General features: G+C 58.4%; 17 protein-coding genes. 12 read left to right on the top strand and 5 right to left on the bottom strand.

Annotated features, from left to right (window positions below; genetic code table 11):
- The first annotated feature begins 54 nt into the window (after positions 1-54).
- The 7 genes from K0P33_RS21925 (at position 55) to K0P33_RS21895 (ending at position 3171) form a co-directional block, all read left to right on the top strand.
- The gene (locus tag K0P33_RS21925; protein WP_242151401.1) at positions 55-357 is read left to right on the top strand and encodes a hypothetical protein; all 303 of its coding nucleotides are present in this window, start codon (positions 55-57) and stop codon (positions 355-357) included.
- Positions 358-394: 37 nt separating this feature from the next.
- Entirely contained in the window at positions 395-781 is a 387-nt protein-coding gene (locus K0P33_RS21920) for a hypothetical protein (RefSeq protein ID WP_242151398.1), read from the top strand.
- A gap of 137 nt (positions 782-918) precedes the next feature.
- Positions 919-1425, top strand: a complete 507-nt coding sequence (gene msrA / locus K0P33_RS21915; protein ID WP_242151395.1) for a peptide-methionine (S)-S-oxide reductase MsrA — start codon at positions 919-921, stop codon at positions 1423-1425.
- Between the two features lie 117 nt (positions 1426-1542).
- Positions 1543-2025 (top strand): GNAT family N-acetyltransferase, encoded by a 483-nt coding sequence (locus K0P33_RS21910; protein WP_242151391.1) that lies wholly within the window; start codon positions 1543-1545, stop codon positions 2023-2025.
- Between the two features lie 55 nt (positions 2026-2080).
- Positions 2081-2560: a hypothetical protein gene (locus K0P33_RS21905; RefSeq protein WP_242151387.1), complete on the top strand. Its 480-nt coding sequence runs from the start codon at positions 2081-2083 to the stop codon at positions 2558-2560.
- Between the two features lie 12 nt (positions 2561-2572).
- Positions 2573-2815: a hypothetical protein gene (locus tag K0P33_RS21900; RefSeq protein ID WP_242151384.1), complete on the top strand. Its 243-nt coding sequence runs from the start codon at positions 2573-2575 to the stop codon at positions 2813-2815.
- Between the two features lie 32 nt (positions 2816-2847).
- Positions 2848-3171 carry a hypothetical protein gene (locus K0P33_RS21895; protein WP_242151382.1) on the top strand — a complete coding sequence of 108 codons (324 nt, stop codon included), beginning with the start codon at positions 2848-2850 and terminating at the stop codon, positions 3169-3171.
- Positions 3172-3289: 118 nt separating this feature from the next.
- Here K0P33_RS21895 and K0P33_RS21890 read toward each other — a convergent pair whose 3' ends face one another.
- The 3 genes from K0P33_RS21890 to K0P33_RS21880 all read right to left on the bottom strand — a co-directional run bounded on the left by K0P33_RS21890 (position 3290) and on the right by K0P33_RS21880 (position 4492).
- Entirely contained in the window at positions 3290-3628 is a 339-nt protein-coding gene (locus K0P33_RS21890) for a hypothetical protein (protein WP_242151379.1), read from the bottom strand.
- A 68-nt stretch (positions 3629-3696) separates the two neighbouring features.
- The gene (locus tag K0P33_RS21885) at positions 3697-4023 is read right to left on the bottom strand and encodes a hypothetical protein (RefSeq protein ID WP_242151376.1); all 327 of its coding nucleotides are present in this window, start codon (positions 4021-4023) and stop codon (positions 3697-3699) included.
- 4 nt (positions 4024-4027) lie between these two features.
- A complete protein-coding gene (locus K0P33_RS21880) occupies positions 4028-4492 on the bottom strand; it encodes a hypothetical protein (RefSeq protein ID WP_242151373.1) in 465 nt (154 codons plus the stop codon).
- A 274-nt stretch (positions 4493-4766) separates the two neighbouring features.
- On the opposite strand from K0P33_RS21880, the gene K0P33_RS21875 reads away from it, so the two are divergent.
- Complete coding sequence (locus K0P33_RS21875; RefSeq protein ID WP_242151370.1) at positions 4767-5291, top strand: GNAT family N-acetyltransferase; 525 nt, start codon at positions 4767-4769, stop codon at positions 5289-5291.
- Between the two features lie 61 nt (positions 5292-5352).
- Here the strand turns inward: K0P33_RS21875 and K0P33_RS21870 are convergent, their stop codons facing one another.
- The gene (locus K0P33_RS21870; RefSeq protein WP_094951521.1) at positions 5353-5685 is read right to left on the bottom strand and encodes a DUF6124 family protein; all 333 of its coding nucleotides are present in this window, start codon (positions 5683-5685) and stop codon (positions 5353-5355) included.
- Positions 5686-6227: 542 nt separating this feature from the next.
- Here K0P33_RS21870 and K0P33_RS21865 point away from each other — a divergent pair.
- Together K0P33_RS21865 and K0P33_RS21860 are read left to right on the top strand one after the other, a co-directional pair.
- A complete protein-coding gene (locus K0P33_RS21865; RefSeq protein ID WP_242151367.1) occupies positions 6228-7715 on the top strand; it encodes an ATP-binding protein in 1488 nt (495 codons plus the stop codon).
- The gene (locus tag K0P33_RS21860) at positions 7705-8673 is read left to right on the top strand and encodes a hypothetical protein (protein ID WP_242151364.1); all 969 of its coding nucleotides are present in this window, start codon (positions 7705-7707) and stop codon (positions 8671-8673) included. The genes K0P33_RS21865 and K0P33_RS21860 overlap by 11 nt, the downstream gene beginning before the upstream one ends.
- Positions 8674-8814: 141 nt before the next feature.
- Here K0P33_RS21860 and K0P33_RS21855 read toward each other — a convergent pair whose 3' ends face one another.
- Positions 8815-9141 (bottom strand): DUF6124 family protein, encoded by a 327-nt coding sequence (locus tag K0P33_RS21855; protein ID WP_242151362.1) that lies wholly within the window; start codon positions 9139-9141, stop codon positions 8815-8817.
- Positions 9142-9613: 472 nt separating this feature from the next.
- Here K0P33_RS21855 and K0P33_RS21850 point away from each other — a divergent pair, with 472 nt between their 5' ends.
- Together K0P33_RS21850 and K0P33_RS21845 are read left to right on the top strand one after the other, a co-directional pair.
- Positions 9614-11335, top strand: a complete 1722-nt coding sequence (locus K0P33_RS21850; protein ID WP_242151360.1) for a ShlB/FhaC/HecB family hemolysin secretion/activation protein — start codon at positions 9614-9616, stop codon at positions 11333-11335.
- A 33-nt stretch (positions 11336-11368) separates the two neighbouring features.
- Complete coding sequence (locus K0P33_RS21845) at positions 11369-25594, top strand: filamentous hemagglutinin N-terminal domain-containing protein (protein WP_242151358.1); 14226 nt, start codon at positions 11369-11371, stop codon at positions 25592-25594.
- Positions 25595-25845: the final 251 nt, after the last annotated feature.

The raw sequence follows: 25845 nt of genomic DNA, 5'->3' as shown, positions 1-25845 counted from the left end.
CAAGATGCAGCACTGCAGCATTCGACCACTCTTTACGCTCCCCCCTGGAAACCCATGCCTAACCCTGTAGATATCGATGAGTTGCTTGCCCGCGTCAGAGACGAGGCGTCGTTCATTCTCTTCATCGAGGCGCTCGGCGCTGATTTTGCCCGTGAGCGTTTATTGGAACAGGCGTCGCCTTCATCGCCCTATGGGCCAGGTGCGCTAGGTTGGGAAAACGCGTCGGTTGACGCGTTTCTCGATGCGGCGGCTGCGTGGGCAGCGTCCAGCACGCGACCTGCCCAGGCGGCCCCAGTGGTATCGAACGTATGGCAGCGCTGTGCAGCCATTTTGTTGGCCGGGAAGTTCTATGAGTGACCCGAGCACGACCTTCGCACCTGACCGGAAGAAGCCCATGAATGGAGCATTACCGACGAACGACCTCAAAAAGCTTTTGGCGCAAGCCGAAGCCGACGGTTTAACGCTGAACGATCTCGCCGCCACTTATGAACAGTACCGTATGGCGCCGCAAGAGGTGCTGAACGAGCTTTCCATCGCAGTTGCCAAGGGCTATCTGGACGGGACGTTGACGTATGAATTCTGCGACGGCGTCATGAACGGGATCATAGCTGCCCTCGTTGATGTTGGGATGAACCGTGAAATGCCTGAGCCAGCCTTTTCGCTTTATCAGGCGTTCGATCAGGGTGGATGGATACGCAGTAACGACCCGCCCGGCACCGATCCCAGTGAGAAATATGCGAAGCCGTTGGTCCTGCAAATAATTAATGACTTTATAGGTTAGTTGTCATCAGTGTGTTGCCACCTGTCCGTGACGCCGGTGGATTCGCGAGCTGCGCGTAATTAGTCATTGTTCAACCTTGCTATTGCCCAACACAGCCCCATAACTACCCCTGTACCCATTCAGCACAAGGACAAACCATGACCAACCAAACCGAAACCGCCATCCTCGCCGGCGGCTGCTTCTGGGGCATGCAAGACCTGTTGCGACGCTACCCTGGCGTGCTGAGCACGCGAGTCGGCTACACCGGTGGCGATGTGCCGAATGCCACCTACCGCAACCATGGCAACCATGCCGAAGCGATTGAGATTGTCTTTGATCCTGCGGTGATCACTTACCGGCAGATTCTTGAGTTCTTTTTTCAGATACACGACCCCAGCACGCCTAACCGGCAGGGCAATGACCTGGGGCCAGGCTACCGTTCAGCGATTTATTACCTGAGTGAACAACAACGGGACATTGCCGAAGACACCGCTGCCGACGTGGATGCCTCCACGTTATGGCCGGGCCGGGTGGTCACTGAAATAGAGCCGGCGGGGCCGTTTTGGGAGGCAGAGCCGGAGCATCAGGATTACCTGGAGAGGATACCGAATGGCTATACCTGTCACTTCATTCGGCCGAATTGGAAGTTACCGAAGCGTGCCTGAGGGTGAGTAGTACCAGAGAAAAATGGGGCAGACCACGATCCGGGAAACCGTATAAACGTGGTCTGGCCCCGGCCTCCCACACTGGTCATCCCAGGATGGGGACGTAGAGCGAAGAATATGCCCATCACACTCAAGTTAGTCCTCGCTCAACCAAGCGACGTAGACGATCTAGTCGCCATTCGAATTGAGGCTATGCGCGAAAGTTTGGAGCGTGTCGGGCGATTTGACCCAGTGCGGGCGCGCGAGCGGTTTGTGAGCGGCTTTGAAGCCCACAACACCCGTTTCATTGAAGTGGCTGGAAACAAGGTTGGCTTTGTGGTGGTCAAGCATCACCCCAATGAACTCGTGCTCGACCATTTATACGTGCGACCGAGCGCGCAAGGATCAGGAATAGGCGCTGCGGTGCTCACTCAGATTTTCAACGAGGCAGATGCGGCGGCACTGCCTATTAAAGTAGGTGCCCTCAAAGAAAGCGCCTCTAATCGTTTTTACACTCGCCATGGCTTCCAGTTCGTCGAAAGCAGCGAATTCGACAATTATTATGTCCGTCAGAACGTTACGACGGGCAACGCAGCTTGCCGGCAGGGTGAAATGCATTGAATCCCACGCCCTCCTTGTAGAGAATCGCCGTCTTTGGCTCGAAAGGATGCGCGCGATGAAGTTCGAAGGGACTTTCCAATACATAGGCAATCACGGGATCGTTTTCAACGTATCGCAGATCATCCTCACCGACAACGAACGCGGACGCCTGCGCGAGCTGCATTTTGGCGAAGCGAAAGCCGCCCACTACGAGGTCAACAGCAAGGTCGTCGAGGTGTACGACAAAATGTTGGCCAAGGGCCTGCCGTGCATGATGATGGTCGGCATCTCCAAGCCGCTGACCCGGCAACAGGGCGATGTGCTCAATGCGCAACGCACCAAGGTCGCTAACCTTGCCGCCGCGGCCTTCGCTTCCGCCACCTCTTATGTTGCTACCCCTTACGTGGGTGCGCCTGTCGGGGCCGGCGTGCGCATGTATGCCAATCAAATCCTGCCCACCTACCACGCAGGGGACGTACTGGTCAGCATCGAGGCGCAGGTCAACGGCGGTATCGGCCCGCAACGCACCGCCTCGACACTGATCATCAAGACCTGACGGGAGACACCCATGTCCGAAATTACCCAGTTGGTCATTGCCCTGGTGCTGTTCTTTTTGTTGGATCGGTTTCTTAAGTCGTATCCGCTGCGCAAGTGGCTGGGGGTGTTGCTGGTGCTGTGCGGTGCGGTCGGTTGCGTTGCTGCGAGCCAGGTGCGCTTAGTAGGGTTTGATCTGGGGTTGTTGTCGATCTTTGCCGTGGCGGTCGGGGTGGGGTTGTTCCTGAAGCGTCGGCGGTTTGAGCAGATTGGCTGAAGGCGGGCCGGCACATGGATAGACTTGAGCGCTTGAACGAACTGCTGCGAGAGCATGACTGTGTCATCGCCATCGACATACAGTTCGAAGACTTCAAATACGACCTGGCGTTGACGCTGTCCGTCGATACAACAGACTGGAATGCCGTGACGATACATTTTCAGGATGTCAGCGCGCTCAACCTCAGCGAGTTTGGCGGCGGAATCACCCAATTTATGCGCCTCAATGTGACGCGCATAGATGATGGGCTCGACCGAATTCGGTATGAGCTCAGAGATGTCAGGCACGAAAAGGTAACGTTTAAATTCTTTACCTTCGGTGGGCCGATGTTTGACGGGGCCGCAGGCGAAGCTTGATAACAGTGGTCGCCGTGGCAATGCGGGTGGAGTATTTCGGCGTTAGCGATATTCAAGGCAGAAGGGCGCAGTGATGCAGTCGGAACAGGCCAGGCTGTTGGCACTGGGCTCTGCTTTCTCACCACAGCAATGCTTCGACTTCGTCATATTTGTCAGCCACTTTAAGAAAAGTGTTCGCCCAACCACTGCTGAGGCTGAGTTCCTGGAGTGGGCCGGTTACTGCGAATAGCACAGAGACGTCCAACTTTCTGGGGAGCTTTCCCGATCTGAGCACGCTGACCAAACCCAGCAACTCGGCCTTTGCCTGATCCTCGTCTTCCCAGCTGGACCAGCAGAACTCATTGTCGGGAAGCGAAATCAGCTCAATAGCGGCTTCCAGCACATGGATGAGACTTCCAACCGGGTCGTCACGATTGATCTCCCCATGAATCAACTGCCTTACACGGTCATGGTTCATAAAGGGCTGCCGTCTCACTGTGCTCACGCGGGCACTGCTGGAGGGTTTGATTATCGAAATAGGCGTGCCTATCGGGAGAGGTGTTGAGGAAACAGCGCTTCATACGGAGGCGACGAAATACCCAGAACGTTGACCTCGATAACATCCTCGAAGTCCTTCTCCGAGTAATCCAGGATGGCGACGCCTGAACAATCAATCACCAGGCCTTCCTCGGTTTGAACAGACAGTAACAAAGCGGACTGATCGCGGTGATTGTTGCGGCATTCACTGTGGATCAATCGATAGCCATCGGCGGGCTCGAAGGCGCCGAAGGCAACACCCATCGAAGGGTCACCCTGTTCAAGCGCTGAATAGCCGACCAAAATCGATCCGCTGTAAATTGAGAAGCGCGCCATGTGATTACTCCTTCATTAGCCCTGCGGCATTGATTATGGTCGCTTCATAGGCATGCTTTTCGAAGGCAAAGGGCCCAACGCCATCGATGATGACGGGCTCTTCATACCCGTTCTCGTAAGCAAAGGCGTACCACGTAAAGCCGTCATCACTCTGGCTGACCTGCACTGAGTAAGCGCCACAACTGATATCGCCGCACTCGGGGCAAACGTACAGCAGGACACGGCCGCTTTCCGTTCCGGCGGGTTCGCGCAAAAGCAAACGAGCGCAAGACAGGTCGTTTGCCTCAGGAAAGCCTTTGACGAAACAGCTCATATAGTCTGAGTGATCACCGGCAGCGGTGACGAGCGTATTGAGCAACGAACATTGGTTAATCAGAAAATCAATTGAACACCGTTCGGCCACCGCGCAACCGTTCAAGTCGCTTCCCGGGCGAAGCAGTGGTTGAAGTGTGAGGGGGCTGATGTCCATTTTTGCGAGCCTGTATGCGCTGCGAATGTGTGAGGTTACCTAAATAACCGAAGGATGGAAGACGTCAGGTAACGGCTATTAACCTTTAGTTCAACCTTGGTGTGGGCCCGCATGGTTTCATAGCTAAGCCCGTATCAATTGTGGGTACAGCCCATCACCAGCCAACCTCTAAGTTCCTCAGACTCACCGTGCATAAAAAATCTAATTGCATCGCCAAATCGTAATCGAGGCTGGCTTACGCTTACCACTCGATGTCCGGACAAGGAATGCCTCGATGATTCGCCACGCCTCACCCGCAGACGCCAGGGCCATTGCCCAAGTGCACATCAGCAGTTGGCAGCAAGCCTATCGCGACCTGATGCCCGCCGACTACTTGAACTCATTGGGTGCGACGCTGGCCAGGCGGGAGTCGTTTTGGATTAGTTCGATTGAATCCGGCGAATCCAATGTATGGGTCGCGCAGGTGAACAAACAGGTGGTCGGCTGGATATCCGTCGGCGCCAGCCGTGATGAAGACGCTGCTGCGGACAACGCCGGTGAGGTCATGGCCCTCTACGTTGAAGCGGAGCATTGGCAAACCGGCGTTGGGCTGGCGTTGTGGAACGCAGGCTTACAGTTTTTGACTGAACAAGGGTTTCAGCACTTAACGCTCTGGGTCTTGGCACGCAATGAACGAGCGATCCGGTTTTATCGCAGGGCAGGCTGCGTTGAGGATGCGGGGAGTGAGCGCACGCTTGAGCGCGGTGGTGTGAAGCTGGTCGAGGTGAGGTATCGGTTGCCGTGTATTCGGTTGGGTTAGGCGAGATGGGAGGCAGGCCACTTTTTTGAATGTGGCCTGCGCCCGGTCATACCGTTGAACGCTAAGTACCCGCTACAGCCGCCTCCCGCTCCATCAACCTATCCATCAACAAAACCCCCAACTCACTCAACTGGTGAATCGCCAGCGCCACATCGCGCTGTTTCCCGGTCAGGTCCTCCGACAGGTCAAGCAGCAAGGCGGTCACCGAGGAAAAGGTTTCGTAGCTGTTGGTGATCAGTGTTTCGTTGCTGGCGTCGGCGGCAACGCTGAATAAACCTGGCGGTGGCGAAGGTGGGTCAGATTCTGGATTGAGATAGCGATCAATGGTGCGATGCGCAGCCTGATTTAGCTTCAGGTCCGGCTCGCTCGGAGGGTTAGGCGTTATTTTGAACATGCTTGGAATTTCCTACTTTAGGGCCGCCACCTCTGAGCTACTAAACAAAGGGGTGGCAGCTGTGCGCAGGTTAGTAGACCGGGGAATTCCAAGAAAGCCGGCGCGCCCGAGGACGCCCTGCACACAGCCACCATCAAGCACGGACTAGGCCGTCCGACAGATGAAGCTTATGCACTGACTGGAATAACCCCAGGCTACTAAACCCGATCACTGAGTTTTCAGCGACCGAGCAACCTTAGAGACGCCCACCCAAGCGCACAAGCCAGCGGATTCTGACTTAACCGTAGGCAACGGAGCAAGGCGCTGTCGCCTCGGACTTTGCTGTTTCAGGGTTGGTTGTAGGACATGTCCTCATGCCTGCAAAACAATAGAGTCGGCCACGTACGTCTCATCGTGCTAAAGGGTGTAAATAAATCCGTCCCTTACCCTTTACGGTAATGACTCACTTTGAGGAGGTGGCAATGTGCTACTTTCTGGGATAGTGTACTTGGATATAGATAAATTTAGACGCTCGCGATGTAGGTCGGCTTAAGGGAAAAGAAATGGAATTAATCGTTGGGGTAAGGGTGGGGGACATTCATCTGGATCTCTCATCTCCCGAGAGATTGGGGTTTGGAAAAATATTTAAAGTTGACTCTTTAAATTTGATCCTTGGGAGAAATGGAGCGGGAAAAACCCGGCTGTTGTTAGAGTTGATCGAAAAACTCACCGACAATTTAGAACAGGGTGATATTGTATATGTAGATCACGATGGTGTGATAAATGCTGTAGCGGCTAATTCACTCGATGGGCTTGGCGTTATATATTTTTCTGCGCTCCCATACAGCAGGAAGCTGCCGGCGAATCGTAAATTTGTAGATGCCTCTCCTGGGAAGTATGGAATTGACAGTGTTGGGGATGTTGAACATTTTGTTAGCGTTGCTTATTCGCTGGGTATTTCTACAGCGTTGACCGCGTATGTCTCATATTCGAATTACGTGTTGCGTGACGTTTTAGTTCCTCGGCTGATCTCCTCTGACGAGGTGGTTGATCCGGTTCTTAAAGAACGTGCTAACGAGTACAAGGTGTTAAGGTCGGAAGGCGCCATTCAGGGATCAATTGCCGCGCATCAGGCGAAAGTTAAAGACAGTTTGTTTTTGGTAGTGGATAGATTACAGAAACTTTTAAGCGAATTTTTCAATGATCCTATTGAGAAGATTCAATATCTTTCCGCGCTGGAATACGTAACAAGGAAAAAGAAAAAATATGGAGCGCTCGCGGCCGATGCACTCCTCAGCAAGGCCGGGATTTGTTTTTACAATGGTGAGAGTTTTCATGAGTCTGTGATTCTCGATTTGGTTGAGCTGGTCAATAATGCACGAGCTGTGAGTGCTAAATTTTCCTTTTCGCCAGATTACGATGTCGATGAGTTTTCTTACTCTTTCAGTATAGCCTCTCAAGAAGATGTGGGGTTTGTCAGGCACGGCGAAACCTTGATTAAAATAAGGTGGTCGATGTTAAGTTCGGGCTTGCAAGCGTTAATCGAACAGTTTTCGCTTATTGAGCGCGCGGTCCACCGCTTATCATCTTCCGGCAGCAAGAGAGTGATACTGTTGCTGGATGAGGGCGATGCTTATTTACACCTCGATTGGCAGAGGAAGTATATTTCATTGCTCAATGACTACTTGGGTGATCTGCGGTTAAGGTTTGAGCTTGATGCATTACAGGTTGTGCTCGCCACGCATTCGCCAATCGTCGCCGCAGATTTGCCTGATTCATTCGTGATGAATTTAGATGCTGGTGTTAATCCAATAAATACATTTGCATCGCCAATAGAAAACGTCATAAGGGGCGCCTTTGATTCCAGTTCGATCGGTAAATTTTCTGCTGATTTAATAAATGGGGTCTATGAAAGAGTGTTGCATCATCGGGTGACGGATGAAGATAAGAGAATTATAGAAAAGATAGGTGACGTCGGAATTAGAAAAGCTATACTTAGAGAGTTGGAGGGCGACGGAGTGATGTGGGAGGAGGGTAATAATGATAATTAATATTTCCGATGCTTGGCGGTTGGCCGTCGTACCTCATAACGTTTTTTTGAAGGCACTACTCATAAAGGGTATTCAAGAGCTTAATGCTAAGTCTTATGGTTCGCCCATTAGGCAATTATTAGTTGGTTTTTTGATAGCGAACTTTAAAACAATATTGTCCAGTTCTCCGGGGCCTTTGCCCTCGGCAATTGAGGCATTCCATATGGTTTTCCCTGGACCCATCACAAGGGCAATTGCCTGTGAGCTACTCAAAGAGATTTTTGATTACGATGCTTTTTCCAAAAAGCCAATGACGGCGCCCGCGATTAATGGATGGCATGCTTATCAGCTTTGCGCGCTGTGTCCTTATAAGTTTTGCCCTTATTGCCAATTTGCACCTATTGATACTAAGCCGCCGCTTAAAGTAGGTGCTAAGTCTTACCGTCCGGATTTGGATCATTACTATTCACAATCCAGGTATCCCTTTTTGGCACTCACCCTCGGCAATTTTATTCCGAGCTGTGAGAAATGCAATGGGCCTCAGATGAAGGGGGCGGTAGATTTTTCTACTACACCTCATTTGCACCCTCTATCTGATGAAGAGGTTATAAGTTTCTCTCTGGTTCCGCTAGCGTCAGGGGTTAACAATCATATTGACTATTTGGCGCTGGAGATGCCACCGGAAAAATATGTTCTAAAACTTCGGGTGCGCGGCGGGCAGGCAAAGGCTGTGTCTTCCATACACACGTTTCAATTGTATGATAGATATCGTGTTTTCGTTGGTGATGCCTATTATTTGGCTAGGACTATGCGTGGCCATCAATCTAGAGCGGCAATGTTGGATGAGTCATTTTCTGCATTGAATATACTTCAAAGGGATAGCCTGGGTTTTGATCCGAAAGGGGATAGCTATAAAAACAGTTACTTGGGTAAGTTGAAGATTGATATTGCCAGGAATTATGGGTTGCCACTCGTGTAGGCGGCGAGCGGTCTGCCTTGTTACGCGTTGTATGCTCTTCGTCAAGCAAATGCCCCCCAAAAAAATGAAAGCGCCGAGTCGTTATAGCTGACTCGCTACGACTCGGCATTCTGGCAGTGGTGTAAGTGTGGGCGGTAACCGTCAGCCGCAGGCCGCCTCCCGCTCCATCAACCTATCCATCAACAAAACCCCCAACTCACTCAACTGGTGAATCGCCAGCGCCACATCGCGCTGTTTCCCGGTCAGGTCCTCCGACAGGTCAAGCAGCAAGGCGGTCACCGAGGAAAAGGTTTCGTAGCTGTTGGTGATCAGTGTTTCGTTGCTGGCGTCGGCGGCAACGCTGAATAAACCTGGCGGTGGCGAAGGTGGGTCAGATTCTGAGTTGAGATAGCGATCAATCGCGCGATGCGCAGCCTGATTGAGTTTCAGGTCCGGCTCGTTTGGAGGGTTAGGCGTTATTTTGAACATGATGTAATTCCTGAATGGGGCCGCCACCCTTTCGCTACTACACAAGAAGGGTGGCAGCTATACGCAGGTTAGTAGACCGGGGAATTACACAAAGCCGGCGCACCCGAAGGCGCCCTACGCACAGCCACCATCAGGCACAGACAGGAACGTCTGATAGATGAAGCTCATGCACTAAGTGTAATTGACCCTAGGGCTACTAAACCCGATCACTGAGTGTTCAGCGACCGAGCAACCTTAGAGACGCCCACCCAAGCGCACAAGCCAGCGGATTCTGACTTAACCGTAGGCAACGGAGCAAGGCGCTGTCGCCTCGGACTTTCCTCTTTCAGGGCTTGTTGTAGGACATGTCCTTATTGCCCTTTATCCCTGCATCAGTCCTGACACATTTTTATACGTTTAATTGACGCCAGCATTTCGCCATCCTATTATCGCCGCCAATTAGTGGCTCAGTGCCATATAGAGGGATCTAGAAATGTGGCGTTTGGAACGCCGGACCAGGCTTGGCCTGCTGTCCGCTTTTTTTTGCCTGGGCTTTCCCGGAGTCGCACACGCCGCGCCGCCGCAGAATACCCCGGGCATCACCGATCTGATTCGCGACCGCCAGGACCGCCTGCTCGAAGAGCAGCAGCGGCGGCTCGAAGAACTCAAAGACCTGCCCGGCAAATCCGCCGCGCCTGCAACGCCGACCACGCCCGTGGATACCCGTTGCTTCCCGATCAAAACCATCGAACTCTCCGGCGCCGACGCGCTGCCCGAAGGCGAGCGCGCCGCGCTGATCAAGCCCTATATCAGCCAATGCCTGGGCGTGCCGCAGCTCAATGAAGTGCTCAAGGTCATCACCGACCGCTACTTGGCCAGAGGTTTGGTGACCAGCCGCGCCTACCTGCCACAGCAGGACCTCTCCAGCGGTAATCTCAAGATCCAGGTGGTCGAAGGCAAGCTCGAAGGCTTGAAGGGCGCCGAAGGCAGCGGCATCACCGACCGCCAGTTGGCGATGAGTTTCCCCGGCAAAACCGGCGAGTTGCTCAACCTGCGCGAAATCGAGCAGATGGTTGACCAACTCAACCGCCTGCCGTCGAACCAGGCGCAGATGGAACTGGCGCCGGGCAAGGCCGTGGGCGGCAGCGATGTGCTGGTCAAGAACACCCCGCAGAAGCCTTGGCGCGTCGGGCTGTCGCGCCATAACGGCGGCCAGCGCAGCACTGGCGAGCAGCAGTGGGGCGCCAGCCTGGATTGGGATAACCCGCTGGGCTTGGCCGATCAGCTGTCATTGCGCGGCGGTCACGATGCCGTCAGCGATCACCAGAAAACCTCACGCAATTCGATGCTCAATTACAGCCTGCCGTTCGGCTGGTGGACCCTCACCTACAGCTACAACGAGAGCGAATACCGCTCCCAGGCCCAGGCGAATAATTTCACGTTCAAACAGACCGGCGACAGCCAGAACCACCAGTTGCGCCTGGAGCGCGTCATCCATCGTGACGCCCTGAGTAAAACCTCCCTGAGCACCGGCGTGGCTTATCTGCGCACCAACAACTTCATCGAAGACAGCAAGCTCGCGCTGAGCAGCAACCGCCTCAGCGAAGCCCAGTTCGGCATCAACCACGGTCGCCGGATTGGCAGCTCATTTCTTAACATCGACCTCGGTATGCAAAACGGCATCGGCGCCTTCGACGCCCAGGCCAATCACGACCCCAAACCCGGCCAGGCCGATGCGCGCTATCGCAAATACACCGCCACGGTCAGCTACCTGTACCCGTTCAAGCTGTGGGGCGAGTCGCTCAGTTTCAGCAGCTTGATGACCGGCCAGCACAGCGAAGACGTGCTGTTCAGCCCGCAGCGCATGAGCCTGGGTGGGCAGTCGTCGATTCGCGGCTACAAAGACCAGATGCTCGCCGGCGACAGCGGCGGCTACTGGCGCAACGACTTGCGCTGGAGCCGCCCGGTGACCTGGGCCTGGCTGCAACCAGTATTCAGCGAATACGGCACCAGCCTCGGTTACGACCAGGGCGTGATCAGCCACGGCCGCTACAACGCCGAGCAGCATGGGCGAATGAGCAGCAACTCGCTGGACCTGTTCGCACGCGGCAAGAACGTCGCGGCCACGGTGACCTTTGCCCACTCTTTGGAACGACCGGCTGCGATCACGGAACGTGAAGCGCCGATCTATTTCCGTATGGATTTTTTCCTTTAAATTTTTTACCGCCCTCGGGCATCGAGTAATGACATGGACGTCCGCCAGTTCGCCTTCCTCGCGCGCCAGCCTTCTGCTGCCGTAAAAAGCCGTTCCCACTTCCTGGGGCTGCCTAAACGTGGGTTAGCGTTGATCCTGGCCAACGCCATGTTCTGGCAGCCGTTGCTGGCCCAGGCCGACGGTATTGTGGTGAGCGCACCGGGCACGGGCCTGGCGCAAGCGGGCAATGGCGTGCCCATCGTCAACATCGCCGCGCCGAACGCGAATGGGCTGTCGCACAACCAATTCCATGACTACAACGTCGGTGCCAACGGCGTCATTCTCAACAACGCCACCGACCGCACCCAGGCCACCCAGCTGGGCGGCATCATCGTTGGCAACCCGAATTTCAAAGGCACTGCCGCCAATATCATCCTCAACGAAGTCAACGGCGGCAGCCCCAGCCAACTGCGCGGCTACACCGAGGTGGCGGGGCAGTCGGCCCATGTGATCGTCGCCAACCCGTACGGCATCAGTTGCAACGGCTGCGGCTTTATCAATACGCCACAAGCCACGCTCACCACCGGTAAAGCGGTGATCGAAAACGGCCAGATCAGTCGCTACCAAGTCGACCAAGGCAGCGTCGCCATCGAAGGCGCCGGCTTGAATGCCACCAACGTCGACCAGTTCGAAATCATCACTCGCGCCACGACCATCAACGCGCAGATCCAGGCGAAAAAACTCACCATCGTGGCCGGTCGCAACGACGTCGACGCGCGCACCTTGAACGCCACCGCACGCGCGGCGGATGGCAGCCAGGCGCCGGATCTGGCGATTGACTCGTCGGCGCTGGGTGGCATGTATGTGGGCGCGGTCAAGCTGGTCGGCACTGAGGCCGGTGTGGGCGTGCGCTTGTCGGGTGACATGGTTGCCGGCGGTGATATCCAGATCGATGCCGCAGGCAATGTGGTCATGGGCCAGACTTCGGCAGGCACAGCCATTAACGTCAAGGCGCAGAGCGCCGAAACCAAAGGTGCGGTCTACGCCGGTACCGACTTATCGGTGAAAACCCAAGGCGCACTGACCAACCAACAAACCCTCGCCGCCCAGAACAGCATCACCCTGGACGCCGCTGGCCGGTTGACCAACAACGGCATTATCGAAGCCGGCGTCAACGCCGATAGCAGCCGCAATGCCCAAGGCGATGTGCGCCTGACCGCGCAGGCCCTCGACAACACCGGCAAGACCGTGATCGCCAGCCGCGACCTCAGCATTAACACCGGCGAGCTGGCCAACCAGCGCGGCACATTGAGCGCCCAGCGCGCTGCGCAACTGACCGCCACTCAAATCGACAACCAAAACCAAGGCCGAATCCTCAGCGCAGGCAGCCTTGGCATAAACGCCGCCCAACTGCTCAACAGCCAAGGTGGCCTCGTCACCAGCACCGGTAACCTGACGGCGGGCATCGGGCAACTGATCAACCGCAACGGCGAGCTGTCGAGCCAGGCGCAAACCACGCTGCAACTGGCAGCGCTGGACAACGTGGCAGGCCTGGTCTCAGCCGGGCAGCTGTTGAGCCTGACGGCCACAGGCCCGATCATTAACCAGCACGGCACCGTGCGCGGCGCCGTGCGCCTGGACTTGAAAGCCGGCCACGTGGACAACAGCGCGGGCGGGCGCATCAGTGGCGGGCGGGCGCTCACTGCGAGTGTCGCCAGCCTTGATCAGCACGAGGATGGTCGGCTCTTCGGCCAGGGCGAGGTCAGCCTCGACCTCAATGGCGGCCACCTGAATAACCAGGGCGGTGTGATCAATGCCCCGGGGCGCTTGTTGCTCAGTAACCTCAACAGCGTCGACAACCAGGGCGGTGAAATCTCCAGCAGCCAGGCATTTGCCCTGGCTGCCAACACCTTGAACAACCGCAACGCCAAGCTTTTGAGCGAACAGGCACTGACCGTACGCATCGCCCAGGCGCTCGACAACACCCAAGGCCTGGTCTCGGCCAACGCCCTGGATATCCATGCCGGCAGCCTGGATAACAATGGCGGCACACTCAGCGCCGGTGACGGGTTGCTCGCACAGATCGACGCGGCGCTGGATAACCGCAACGGCAAAGTGTTGGCACGCACGGCAGTGGTCAGCAGTGCGACCCTGGACAATCGCCAAGGCCTGGTGCAAGGCGACGCCACCCTCAACCTCACCAGCCAGGGCCTGCTCGATAACCGCCAGGGCACGCTGTTCGCTGGGCAAGGGTTGGCTGTCAGTGCCGGCAGCCTCGACAACAGTGGCAAGGGCAACCTCTACAGCCAAGCAGGCGTCAGCCTTAACCTCAATGGCGGCCACCTGAATAACCAAAGCGGCGTGATCCACGCGCCCGGTGTGCTGCTGCTGAGCAACCTGAACAGTGTCGATAACCAAGGCGGGGAAATCTCCAGCGCCCAAGCGCTAGGCTTCACCGCCGACAGCCTCGACAACCGTGGCGGCCAATTGCTCAGCGAGCAAGGGCTGCTGGTGCGTATCGCCAAGGCGCTGGACAACACCAAGGGCTTGATTGCCGCCACCAGCCTGGACCTGCAGGCCAACAGCCTGATCAACGCCGAAGGCGAACTCAAAATACGCGATGACGCAAAGGTGCTCGTCACCACTGCGCTGGATAACCGCCAAGGCAAAATAGTCGCTGCGGCCACCACCTTGGGCAGCCAGACGCTGGATAACAGCCAAGGCCTGCTGCAGGGCGACCGTTTGCTGACCGTCACCCATGCCGGGGTCGCGATCAACCGTGGCGGTCACTTCATCAGCGGCCAATACCTGAACCTGAATATCGACCAGTTCGACAACCAGGGCGGTGAGGTTTCCAGCGTCAGCGACTTGTCCTTGCACGGCAAACAGTTCGACAACCGTAACGGCGGGCGCCTGCTGGCCAACGGCGCGGTGCAACTGAACCTCGATGACCTGAACAACCAACAAGGCACCGTGCGCAGCGATGGCACCTTCACGCTGCACGCCCGCACGCTGAACAACGACAGCGGCCGCCTCAGCAGCGGCGCGGCGCAGCAATTGACCACCCGCGGCGCCATCAGCAACCGCAACGGCGAATTGCTCAGTGCCATGGCGCTGACCCTCAACAGCGCCAGCCTCGATAACCGTGGCGGCAAGCTGATCGGCGACGGCGCCGTGCGCGTCACCACCGCCAGCTTGAACAACCAGAACAGCGGGCGCCTCTCCAGCGCCGAGGGCCTGGACCTGACGGCGGGGCAGGTGGATAACCGCTTTGACGGCCAGATCGCCAGCAACCAAGCCCTTAGCGCCAGCATCACCGGTCTTGACCAGCGCAGCGGCGGCAAGCTCTACAGCCTCAGCGACCTGAGCCTGGACATGAACAATGGCCACCTCAATAACGCCGGCGGCCTGATCCATGCGCCAGGGCAATTGCTGCTTAAAAACCTGTCCACGGTCGCCAACCAGGGCGGCGAAATCTCCAGCGAACACGCCTTCACCCTGGCCGCAACCAGCCTGGATAACAGCGCCGGCAAGTTGCTCAGTGACCAAGCGCTGACCCTCAAGCTTGAGCAGGCACTGATCAACATCAAAGGCCAGATCTCCGCCGCCGGGCTCAACGCCCAGGCAGCGCGCATGGACAACAGCAGCGGCGTGTTCGGCAGCTCTAAAGACCTGGCGCTTAACCTCAGTGCTGACCTGCTCAACGATGACGGTGAGGTCTCAAGCGCGGGCGCGAGTGTGGTCAACGCGATGACGTTGAACAACCGCAACGACGGCCATGTGACGGGCGACGTCAGCCTCGACCTGACCACCACCGGCGCGCTGTTCAACCAAGGCGGCACCTTGGGCAGTGGCCAGCGCTTGAACGTGACCGCGGCCAGCCTGGATAACCGCCAGTCCGGCAGCTTGGTCAGCAATGGCAGCTTGAGCGTGAAGGTCGACGGCCTGTTGGACAACCAAGCCAAAGGCAGTGTGTTGGCCAAAGGCGTCGTGGATATTCAAGCCGGCAGCGTGGACAACCGCGCAGGCCGCCTGTCTGGGCAAAACCTGCTGACCCTGCGCAGCGCCAGCCTGGATAACCGTGGCGGCGCGGTGCGGGCCAATCAGGATCTGAACCTGCAGGTCGGCCAGTTGGACAACCGTCAAGGCGTGCTCAACAGCAAGCAGGCGCTGGCGATCACCGGGCAATCCCTGAGTAACCAGAACGGCCTGGCCAGCGCCGTTGGCCCGGTGCGGCTGACGGTCGACAGCGTCGACAACACCAAGGGCCGCATTGCCAGCCAGGCTGATCTGGACGCTACGGTCGGGATCTTCAACCAGCAGGGCGGTCAGTTGGTCGCCCAGGGCAACTTGAGCCTCAACGCCGACACCCTGGATAACCGCGACGGCGGCGTCCTCGGTGCGAAAAAAGCGCTGAAGCTCACGATCAACAGCGTCGACAACCGCGCGGGTGAAATCTCCAGCCAGCAGAACATCGACCTCAGCGGCCAGCGCCTCGACAACAGTGGCGGCAAGCTGTTGGCCGGGACTGCGCTGGAGCTGGCGATGCACGCTGTGATCAACCAGGCCAAAGGCTTGGTCTTCGCCCAGGACACGCGCTTCACCGGCACCCGCCTGGATAACACCGAAGGCACCTTTGGCGCCAAGCGCTCCCTGGCGTTGCAATTGGCGGCTGGGCTGGACAACACGGGTGGCAAATTCACCAGCGAAGGTTCGATGGACCTGGCGGCCCAGCGCATCGATAACACCGGCGGCAGCCTCTCCAGCGCCGGCCCGCTGACGATCGCCAGCGCCACGGCGTTGATTAACCAAGACGGCACCGTCGAGAGCGCGCAAAGCCTCAAGCTGACCAGTGCCAGCCTCGATAACACTCACGGCCTGATCAAAAGCCAGGGCGCCGCAAGCCTCGCGACCGGCGCGTTCAAAAACGCTGTTGAGGGGCATGTCACCAGTGCCGACAGCCTTGACCTCACGGCCACCCAGGTCACCAACAGCGGGCAAATCCGCAGCGTTGGCAGCCTGACTGCCAACCTCACTGGCCTCACGCAAATGGGCGGCGCCGAGCTGCTCAGCACCACGCAACTGAACCTCGACCTGCACAACGGCGAGCTGGTCAACGCGGGCGTGATCAACGCACCGATCCTGGTGCTCAACAACCTCGGCAACCTCAACAACCAGCACGGCGAAATCTCCAGCCAGAACGCCTTCACCTTGGCGGCCAACAACCTCGACAACAGCCACGGCAAGCTCATCAGCAACCAAGGGCTGACCTTGCGCGTTGAGCAACTGCTGGCCAACGTCAAAGGCCATATCAACGCCGTTGGCCTCGACGCGCGCAGCACCCGTTTGGACAACACCGACGGCCTGCTCAGTGGCCGCGGTGATGTCGCAATCCATGCCACCGAGCGCATGGATAACCAACGCGGCAGCGTGATTGCCGACGGCGACTTGCTGCTGACCGGCGCCGGCCTGGATAACCGCAATGGCGAGATCGCCGGCAAGGCGCAGGTGACGGCCAACATCGAGCAATTCGACAACCAGAACGGCAAGCTGATCAGCACCGCAGGCCTGCAGTTGCGCGGCGCCAATCTGGATAACCGTAACGGTCTGGTAGGCGCCACAAAAGCGCTGAAACTCGACGTGGGTTTGATCGACAACCGCGCCGGTGAGCTGACCGGCAACGCCGACGTCAGCGTCACCGGCCAGCAGTTGAACAACAGCGACAAAGGCGTGGTGTTTGCGCGCGGCGGCTTGAACCTGGCGGTGGACCAGGTCATCAACCGCGCCCTCGGTGAATTGAACGGCCAGCGCCTGAGCCTCACCGGCACCTCGCTGGACAACACGGGCGGCAAGCTGCTCAGCGAACAACCGTTGGTGCTGGAACTGGCCGGCGACCTGGACAACAGCCAAGGCGTGCTGAGCAGTGAAGACGCACTGAGCGTCAAGGCGCGAAGCCTGATTAACAACAAAGGCAGCCTTTCCAGTGCCCAAGGTTTGAGCGTCGCCGTGACCGGCAACCTGGATAACCAGGACGGCAAGTTGGTCACCGATGACAGCCTCACGCTGCACAGCGCGAGTCTGGGCAACCAGCAAGGCATCATCAGCGGCAAGGGCCCGGTCGTCGTCAGCACGGGCGCGCTGAACAACCAAGGCGGGCACCTCAACAGCAGCGCCACCTTGGCGTTGACCACCGCACAGTTGAACAACGGTGGCAGCATCGGCGGCGAGCAGGGCATGACGGCCAGCGTCACCGGGCTCGATCAACAAGGTGGCAAGCTGTTCAGCAACGCCGGTTTGAGTCTGGACCTGAACAACGGCGCGTTGAACAACACCGGGGGCTTCCTCAATGCCAAGGGCCCGTTGCTACTCAATAACCTCAACACCGTCACCAACCAGAACGGCGAAATCTCCAGTGGCCAGGCCTTCACCCTGGCTGCGCAAAGCCTGGATAACAGCAACGGCAAACTGCTGAGCGACCAAGGCCTGACCTTGCGCATTAACCAGGCGCTGACCAACCTCAAAGGCATGATCGGCGCTGCCAGCCTCGATGCCCGCACGGCGGCGTTGGACAACCGTGGTGGCCGCGTGAACAGCCGTGGCGACCTGCTATTGAGCAGCGACGGCCAGCTGAATAACCAAGACCAGGGCCTGATCAATAGCCTCGGCACCCTGAACCTCACGGCTGCCGGCCTGAACACCGGCAATGGTGGCGAAGTCTCGGCCAAAGGTGCGCTGGCCGTGGGCGTCAATGCCCTGGCAGCGGCGGGCGGCCGCATTGTCGGCGAGCAGGGCGTGACCCTCGACCTGAACAACAGCGACTTGGATAACCGCAACGGCCTGCTGCTTGCCAATGGCCCGCTGACCCTGAAAAACCTGCGTGACCTCAATAACCAGGGCGGTGAAATCTCCAGCCAGCAAGGCTTCTCCGTGACCGCGCGGAGCCTGGACAACACCGGCGGCAAGCTGATCAGCAGCCAGACCCTGAGCGTCAACGCGGGCACGCTGATGAACTCCGCGAAGGGCTTGCTGAGCGGCTGGCAAGGCCTGAGCGTCAGTGGCGGCAACCTCGACAACCGCGACCACGGCACGCTCTCCAGCCGTAGCGGCGCGATTGATGTGCGCCTGAGCGGCGCGCTGCAAAACAACACCGAAGGCGCACTCGTCAGCCACGGGCGTTTGGACGTCAGCGCTGCCAGCCTGGATAACCGCGGCAGTGGCGTGCTTTCCAGCGGCACCGGGCAAGCGCTGGCAGTGACCGGCGCGTTGGTGAACGGCGACGGCGGCTTGATCGAAAGCGGCGCCGAGCTGGATGTGCAAGCGGCCACCCTGGCCAACCAAGGCACCATCAACGTGCAGCAGGGGTTTTCCTTTACCGGCACCGACCTGAGCAACAACGGTGGCAGCCTGATCAGCAACGCTCAGATGACCCTCGACCTGCTCGGCAACCTCAATAACAGCGGCGGCAAACTGGCCAGCGCCGGGCCGTTGCTGCTCAAACGCGCCAACCAGGTCTACAACAACGCCGACGGCAAGATCATCAGCCAGAGCCTGTTGACCCTGCTCACCGGCGGCTTGAATAACAGTGAGCGCGGCACCCTTGCCGGCAAAGAGCGGGTGGTCATCACCAGCAGCGGCGTCGTGCAAAACCAAACCGACGGCTTGATCTACAGCCAAGACGCCGACGTGCAACTGAACGCCGCAAGCCTGAACAACGCCAAGGGCAAGGTGCAGGGCCAGACCGGCCTGGGCTTGACCGTCAGCGGCGACGTCAATAATCAGGGCGGCAAACTGGTCAGCGCCCGGGGCCTGGACCTGCGCGCTAACCGCATCGACAACCAGAGCGGGCGCATCGCTGCGCAGACCGGCGATGCAGTGGTCAACGCCAATTATTTCGCCAACGCCAACGGCGGTTTGTACGCCAAGGGCCTGGTGCGCGTGGGCGGGCAAACCCTAGACAACAGCAGCGGCCAGATTGGCGCGGGCACGATCGACCTGGGGCTCAGCGGCGCGTTACGCAACCAGGCGGGGATTATCGAAAGCGACACCACGCTGAACCTGCTGGCCGGGGATGTCGATAACGTCGGCGGCCAACTGCGCGCCCTTGGCAGCAGCGGCAAAACCACCGTCCAAGTTGGCGGGCAGATCGACAACCGCAATGGCCAGCTGGAAACCTCCAACAGCGACTTCACGCTGACCGGCAGCCTGCAGAACCAAGGCGGCAGTGTGCTGCACGGCGGCACCGGGACCTTTGATATCGCTACCGCCAACCTTACCCGTGCGGGCGGCAATGTGGTGACGCGCGGCGGTTTGACCCTGACCGCAGATAACTGGACCAACAGCAGTGTGATCCAGGCAGGCCGTTTGACGGTTAACGTCAACACCCTGAACCAGACGGCGGGCGGGCAATTGCTGGCGTCGCAAAGCTTGGTCGGCAACGGCGGTAATTGGAACAACGATGGCTTGATTGCCAGCGACGGCAGTGTGGCTGTGCAATTGGCTGGCGGTTATGAAGGCAACGGGCGCATCAGCAGTGTCGGTACGCTGAACCTTAGCGCCGCGCAAATGACCCTCAAGGAGCCCGGCAGCCTGGCAGGCGGGGGCGCCAGCCACGTGAGCGTCGGCGGCCAGTTGAGCAACCGTGGGCGCCTGACCTCCGGCAGCGGCCTGCGTATCGACGCCGGCAGCGTGGTCAACACCGGCACGCTGGGGGCTGCGCAGAACCTTGACCTGACGGCCCAAAGCCTGCTCAACGACCACGTTGCGGGCGACATCAATGCGCGCGGCTTTGTGTTCAGTGGCCAGGACGCCACGTTCAACGTGGGCAGCCTGACCAACAATTATTCGGACATCTACAGCCTCGGCAACCTGACGATGGCAGGTGTTGCCGGCGGGACAGCCGCACAGAGTATCCGCAACATTTCCGCCAGCATCGAAAGCATGGGCGACCTCCGGCTCTCGGCCAATGACGTGGTCAACGAGCGCGAGAAATTCCAGCTCAACCAACGCTTGACGTCGGTGGGCGTCAGCATTCGTTGCACGCAACATTGCAGCGGTGGCTGGAGCGACAGAAGGCCTGCGGTCACCCTGAGCCGCACGGTTGAAAGTGTGGTGGAGGCCAACTCACCGTCGGCCACCCTCAGCGCCGGGCGCAACATGGTGATTGCCGGCCAGAACTTCACCAACCGCTACAGCGTGGTGTCGGCCGCCAATGACCTGTCGATTACCGGCGAGAATATCCAGAACCTGGCGGCCACCGGTGGCTCCGGCACTCGAAGCCAGGAATACGGCGGTGTTACCAAAATCGGCAAGGGCCAGTACAACCAGATGGTCGCGGCGGTGCAGGCCTACAACCGCGCGCACCCTCAAGGCTCGCCGGTGGATGAGGCGGCCTTTGCGGCATTGATGACGAAGTTCAGCCCGTCGCTGTTTTCAGGGATCAATGCGCCCATACCGGTGGCAGGCGGCACGCAAGTGGTGGCCCCGGCCATCATCCAGGCCGGCGGCAACGCTCAACTCATCGCCAGTAAAAACATCAGCAACATCACGGTGCTCAAGACCGCGCTTGGGGTTGGCGGCCGCGCGCTGGATACCGGTGTGGGCGCCAACAAAACCCAGGTGGTGGTGCTGAATGCACAATTGCCGCCTGACCTGGCCCAACAGCAAGTCAACCCCTTGACCCTGCCGGGCTTCGGTTTGCCCAGCGGGCAGAACGGCTTGTTCCGCTTAAGCGGCCAAGGTGGCACCAGCGGGCAGGCGACCGGCAATCAGGGCGGCGCTCAGACGTGGACACTGGGTAGCGCCAGCATTGACCCGGCCACGCGTGATCAAGCGCGACCTGAAAACCAGGGCCGTACGATCCAGGTGGAAGGGGCTGCCCTTGTCACCGCCAGTACCCATCAAATCGCCCTGACCGCTCGCGAAGCCGGCGCCATCGACGCCGTGGCCAGCGTTATCAACATTGACGCTGTCGGCAGCGCCGACGTGCAGACCCTACAGCCTGGCCGCTCCAGCGGTGGCGACATCACTCATGTAGCCGGCATTGATGCGCATAACCCGGCGCAGGGTGCCGGGCCAGCGGTCGGCGCAACGGACTTGTCCGGTCTGGCTGCAGCCGATCGCGACGCCCGCGCGGTGCACACCGCGCTCACTGAGTCGGACGGCGCTCGCCCCGACCTGAGTGACCGTGGCACCAACGTGGCTGCCATTGCGCCACAGACGGCCGTGGGGCAACCGACCCCGTTGACCAGTCAAACCTTCACCCGCGTCCAAGGCCTGCCCGACAGCCGCGCCGCCTCGCAGCCGCACAAGTACCTGATCGAGACCAACCCGGTACTCACCGACCTCAAGCAATTCATGAGCTCGGACTACCTGCTGCAAGGCCTGGGCTACAACCCCGACCAGAGCTGGAAACGCCTCGGCGATGGCCTCTACGAACAGCGCCTGGTGCAGCAAGCGGTACAAGCGCGCACCGGCCAACGCTTTATCGACGGTCAGAACACCGACGAGAAGCTGTTCAAGTACCTGATGGACAACGCCATCAGCAGCAAGCAGCAACTAAACCTGTCGATGGGCGTGAGCCTCACCTCGCAACAGGTTGCGGCCTTGACCCACGACATCGTGTGGCTGGAACAACACGAAGTGAACGGTGAAAAGGTCCTGGTGCCAGTGCTCTACCTGGCCCAGGCCAACAACCGCCTGGCGCCGAATGGTGCCTTGATCGCCGGTAACGACCTGAACCTGATCGCCGGCGAAAACTTGGTCAACGCCGGCACCCTGCGCGCGAACAACAACCTGTCGGCCAAGGCGGCCAACGACTTGACCAACAGCGGGCTGATCGAAGCGGGCAACCGCCTGGACCTGCTGGCCGGTAACAATATCGTCAACAAAGCCGGCGGCATCATTGCCGGGCGCGATGTGACGATGACCGCGATCAATGGCGATGTGATCAACGAGCGCAGCGTGACCGGGTGGGACGATAGCGGGCGTGGGTATTCGCAGCACCGTGACTACGTTGACAGTGCGGCGAGGGTGGAGGCGGCGAATGACCTGGATATCAGCGCCGGCAAAGACGTTGCCAGCGTCGGCGGCGTTTTGCACAGCGGTCGTGACACGACAATCGTGGCGGGTCGCGATGCCAGCCTGGCCTCTGCCGAAGAGCGCAATGCGACCGACATGGGGCGCCGCCTGCAATCGAGCAATGCCACGCAATACGGTTCCAGCGTAGAGGCAGGTCGCGACATCAACGTCAAAGCCGGCCGAGACATCACGGCTATCGCCAGCCAGATCGATGCCAAGCGCGACATCAATATGAGCGCTGGCGGCGATATGTTCCTGGCCTCGGCTGCGGACGAGCAACACTCCTCCAGTAAAAGTAAAAAGGAAAAGCGTCAGGAAGATCATGTCAGCCAGGTGTCGACCACGCTGAGTGCCGGTGGGGACGTCTCGCTCAGTGCAGGTAAGGACCTGGGCCTGATTGCCAGCCGTATCAGTGCAGGCGATGAAGCGTACCTGGTGGCGGGTGGCAACCTGGCGTTGCTGTCGGCCGAAGACAGTGATTATTCGCTGTATGACATGAAGAAGAAGGGCAGTTGGGGCAGTAAGAAAACCCAGCGGGATGAAGTGACCAAAGTCACCAACATCGGTAGCGAAATCAAAACCGGTGGTGACCTGACTATTCAAAGTCAGGGCGACCAGAAATACCAGGCTGCCAAGTTGGACAGTGGCAATGACCTGACCATCGCCAGCGGTGGTAGCGTGACCTTCGAGGGCGTCAAAGACCTCGACCAGGAGAGCCACGCCAAGAGCAAAAGCAGCCTTGCCTGGAACAGCATGAGCGGCAAAGGCAACACCGACGAGACCCTCAGGCAGACCCAAATGGTTGCCAAGGGGGAAATCGCGATCAAGGCCGTTGATGGTCTGCATATCGATGTCAAACAAGTCAACCAACAGACCGTCAGCCAGGCGATCGACGCGATGGTGAAGGCAGATCCACAGATGGCTTGGCTGAAGGACGCGGAGAAACGTGGAGATGTTGATTGGAAACTGATCAAGGAAACGCACGACTCGTATAAGTACAGCAACTCCAGCCTCGGACAAGGGGCGATGCTGGCGATCATTATTATTGTTACGGTATTGACGGCTGGGGCGGCCAGCGGTGCAGTAGGCACAGCGTTTGCGGGTGCAGGAACTGCGGGTTCTGGCACCGCTATGGCGGCGGCGGGTAGTTCGGCAATGGTCTCGGCAGGCACTGCTGTTGGGACTGCGGCGGCAGGCTGGGGCAACGCCATGGCCACTGCTGCGTTAACGTCACTTGCAAGCGGCAGTGCTGTCAGCTTTATCAATAATGGCGGCAACCTTGGCGCGACGCTTAAAGATGTGACTTCAAGCAACGCGCTGAAAGGCTATGCAACAAGCGCTCTTACAGCAGGTTTCACAACAGGTGTCATCGATCCCAACTTGGGCGGCACCACCAAGCCTTTCAATAACCTCACCAAAGGGTTCGATCTCAAAACTCTGGAAGGGATTGGCGGCTTTGCGGTTCACGCGGCGGCTCAAGGTGTGGCTGCTGGCACCATTCAGACGGTGGTGGGTGGCGGAAATCTGGGCAAGAACGTCACCGGCGGCCTGGTTTCACAGGCCGGCAATGTGGTGGCTGCGACGGCGTTCAACTACGTGGGCAGTTATGCCCAGGACCATTGGCAGGCCGCGAAGAACGCCGGTGATACCACCGGGATGGCGATGTGGGCGGAGGGTGGTTCAGCCCGAGTCACCATGCACGCCTTGTTTGGTGGTGCGGTGGCCAGTGCCACGGGTGGCGACTTCAAGACCGGGGCTATTGCTGCGGGCGCAAGTCAGGCAATGGCGCAGGTCCTGAACGATACGTTTGATAAGCAACCGGAGTTGAGACAGGCGTTCGCCCAGGTGGTCGGTTTGACTGCGGCGGGGCTGGCCGGCGGCGATGTCAACAAAGCGTCCTGGGTGTCGCAAATGGCGGATCAGTACAACCGCCAACTGCACCAGAAGGAAACGCTCGCGTTGGAAGCTTTGCAGAAAGACGACCCGGCCAATGCCTATAAGTTGAAGGCCGCGGCCTGTGCCTTGGTGCACTGCAGTGCTTCCGTTCCGACTGAAGATCCAAACTACAAGTACATCAGCGAACTTGAGTCTGACGGCGGCAGCTTCAAGGATGCTCAGAAGCAGCTGTTGGCAACCGGAGCTTTTGATGAGTACGGCCGGTGGGATAAAGCCAACGACAAGCTGTTGAAGAATGACGAGGCACTTACCCGCTCGGGCAATGCGAGTCGAGCGGTGCTGGGGGCGATAGGGGCCGCTGCCGGGTTCGGCGGTGCAGCGTTGACGGCGCCTGCCTGCGTGACGGTGGTGGGGTGCGCGGCACCTGCATTGTCTGGCTTGGGCGGCGCGCTCTCCTTTCACGATGGTATGCAGGCGACGGGTGCTCTGCTAACGCCTTATCAATACACGCAGGGGAGCAAGGTACTTGCCTCGTTCAGTATAGATACCTACCCTGGCGATGTTAATCCCATGCGTGATTATGGGACTGCGGCGGCGCGGGCGGCGATAGAAATTGCGCTGTTCAAAGGTGCCGGAAAGTTGGCTGAAGGTAAATCTCTTCTGCTGACGGGGGAGAAGACGGGTTCAAAAGCTACTCCATCCGGTTTGGTTTCTGGGGAAACCAGAGTTGTAGGTACTGGTAAAACTGCGGCTAACGATGCGAGTTTCGATGGTGCAAAAGGACCAGGGCAGGTTATCCCTGATGCAATCAGCCCACCCAAGTTCAGCCGGGTTGAAGACCTGTTTGGGCAGACATTTGAAAGTATCCCGCTGTCGCACCTTCCCAATTGGAAGACCGGTTCGCTTGTAAATGATGGGGTGTTGGGCGAGCAACTGGCCCTTCAAACCCTCAACGGAAAAACCGGCCTCAATTTCAAGCCATTGCAGAACGGTAGCAACCACGGCTGTGATGGCTGCGCGGTGGCGATCAATGGCGATACGATTACCGTGGTGGTGATGGATGCGAAGTCTTCGGTGAATGGCGTGAATAAGGCCGGTACGCCGCACGGAGATCCGGCGACGAGGTTGAGAGGGTGGTTGGGTAATAGCTCAATTGCCGATTCGGACCCAGCGTTACGTGATGCTTTGCGAGCAGCGCTGCTTTCTGAAAACGTCAAAGTCCAAGGCGTGACCGTCAAAGTCGGTGTTCCTGCCCCCGGTAAAACAGGTGTAGCAGAATTTAAGGTGGAACCATGGTCCAAGAAATAATTCAGTGCGAGCGCTCGGGCGTAAACCCGAAATGGCCTTCTTACAAAAGTGTGCTGGGGCGCATAGCCAAGGGGCCACATGTCTCGGATGAATATGAGATAGCCGGTATTCGCGAGTACGTTACTCGCGAGGATGCTTCGCCGAAGCGTTCAATGATGGTTCCAAACAGAAACAATGCAACAGATGCTCGTGCAGAATGGATGTCGGTGACAAGGGCTCACAAAGTACTTGCCACTGCAACGGGAAACCCG

The organism is Pseudomonas sp. ArH3a (genome assembly GCF_022648765.1).
In the GTDB taxonomy this organism is placed as follows: domain Bacteria; phylum Pseudomonadota; class Gammaproteobacteria; order Pseudomonadales; family Pseudomonadaceae; genus Aquipseudomonas.
The sequence above is the reverse complement of the archived record's forward strand: the minus strand, read 5'-3'. Positions and strand labels throughout refer to the sequence as shown.